Annotated in this window: 1 protein-coding gene; it reads left to right on the top strand. The window is 66.1% G+C overall.

Annotated features, from left to right (window positions below):
- Positions 1-293: 293 nt before the first annotated feature.
- Positions 294-1,939 (top strand): ABC-F family ATP-binding cassette domain-containing protein (locus tag AC3WQR_RS31535; RefSeq protein ID WP_492745974.1); only part of this gene is annotated, 1,646 nt, incomplete at its 3' end.

Genomic DNA, 1,939 nt, shown 5'->3' with positions numbered 1-1,939 from the left:
CTTTCTTCACCACCCACAACCAGCGCCCCTGAGAGCACCAGTCGCTTCGAAAACCAGAGGTATTCAGCAGCGAAGCCCACGAGTATATGACAGATTTCGGCTCGTGCAAGCCAAGCCGAAAGAAACTTGAAGAAGACCTTTGCCGCCCCGCTCGCCGCCCGCTTCACGCCTCTTCCCTGACTGCCGGCGTCTCTCCCAGGGGACTCCAGTCCCTTCTATATAGAGAGTCACAAAGAAGCCTTCTTCCCCAGCCGCCAAGCGCCGTCACCCGCCCCTCCGATAATCCGTGCCACATGGCACTCATCACACTCCTCGACGCGCAGCTCGCGTTCGGTCACGTCCCGCTGCTGGATCATGCGGACTTCTCTCTTCTCGAATCGGAACGCATCGGCCTGATCGGCCGCAACGGCGCCGGCAAGTCGTCGATGCTCAAGATACTGGGCGGGCTGGAAAAGCCAGACGACGGCACGCTGCAGCTGCAGCAGAACCTGCGTGTGGCCTACGTGGCGCAGGAACCCGCGCTGGACATGGATGCGGACGTGTTCACCGCCGCCAGCCAGGGCCTGGGCGAAGTCATCGCCATCCGTGACCTGTACCTCTCCGGCGCGGACGGGCTCGACCTGGACGCCCTGCAGTCCAAGATCGAAGCCTACGACGCCTGGAACTGGGAGCAGCGCGTCGAAGAGACGCTGCATCGCCTCCACCTCGACCGCAACGCGCGCGTCGGCTCGCTCTCGGGCGGCACGCGCAAGCGGGTCGCGCTGGCCCAGGCCCTGGTGGCCGCGCCGGACGTGCTTCTATTAGACGAACCCACCAACCACCTGGACCTCGACTCCATCGAGTGGCTGGAACAGCTGCTGATCGACTTCAAGGGCAGCGTCGTCACCATCACCCACGACCGCAGCTTCCTAAACCGCGTCGCCACCCGCATCGTGGAGCTCGACCGGGGCAAGCTGGGTTCCTACCCGGGCAACTTCGAGCAGTACCTCGTTCAAAAGGAAGAGCAGCTCGCCCAGGAAGCGATCATCAGCGCCAAGGCCGACAAGCTGCTGGCGCAGGAAGAGATCTGGATCCGCAAGGGCGTCGAAGCCCGCCGCACGCGCAGCCAGAGCCGCATCACGCGGCTGCAGGAACTGCGCGCCAGCCGCGCCGCGCGCCGCGAGGTGCAGGGCAGCGTCAACATGGATGTGGCCTCGGGCCAGTCCAGCGGCAAGATCGTGGCCGAGCTCACCGATGCCACCAAGTCCTTCGGCGAGAAGACCGTGATCCGCGGTTTCAGCGGCACCATCCTGCGCGGCGACAAGATCGGCCTGCTGGGCCCGAACGGCGCCGGCAAGACGACGCTGCTCAAGCTGATCCTCGGCGAACTCGAGCCCGACAGCGGCAAGATCCGCCGCGGCACCAACCAGCAGGTGGCGTACTTCGACCAGATGCGCGACAAGCTCGACCTCGACGCCACGCTGGAAGATTTCATCAGCCCCGGCAGCGAGTGGATCGAAATCGGCAGCCAGAAGAAGCACGTCAAGAGCTACCTGTCGGACTTCCTGTTCTCGCCCGCGCGCGCCAACTCCCCCGTGCGCTCGCTCAGCGGCGGCGAACGCAACCGCCTGCTGCTGGCGCGCCTGTTCGCGCGCCCGGCCAACGTGCTGGTGCTCGACGAGCCGACCAACGACCTGGACATCGACACGCTCGAGCTGCTCGAAGGCCTGCTGCAGGACTACGACGGCACCGTGTTCCTCGTGAGCCACGACCGCACCTTCCTCGACAACGTGGTGACCAGCACGATCGCCTTCGAAGGCGACGGCCGCTGGCGCGAGTACGAGGGCAGCGTGGAAGACTGGCTGATCCAGTCCAAGCGCGCACGCGAGATCGCCGAGCAGCGCCTCGCGTCGGCGCCACCGCCGCCTCCAGCCGCCGCACCGGCCCCGGCCCCCGCGGC

The sequence above is a fragment of the Variovorax sp. FW305-3-2-15-B-LB1 genome, assembly GCF_058787635.1.
This window is presented reverse-complemented; position numbering and strand designations above follow the sequence as displayed.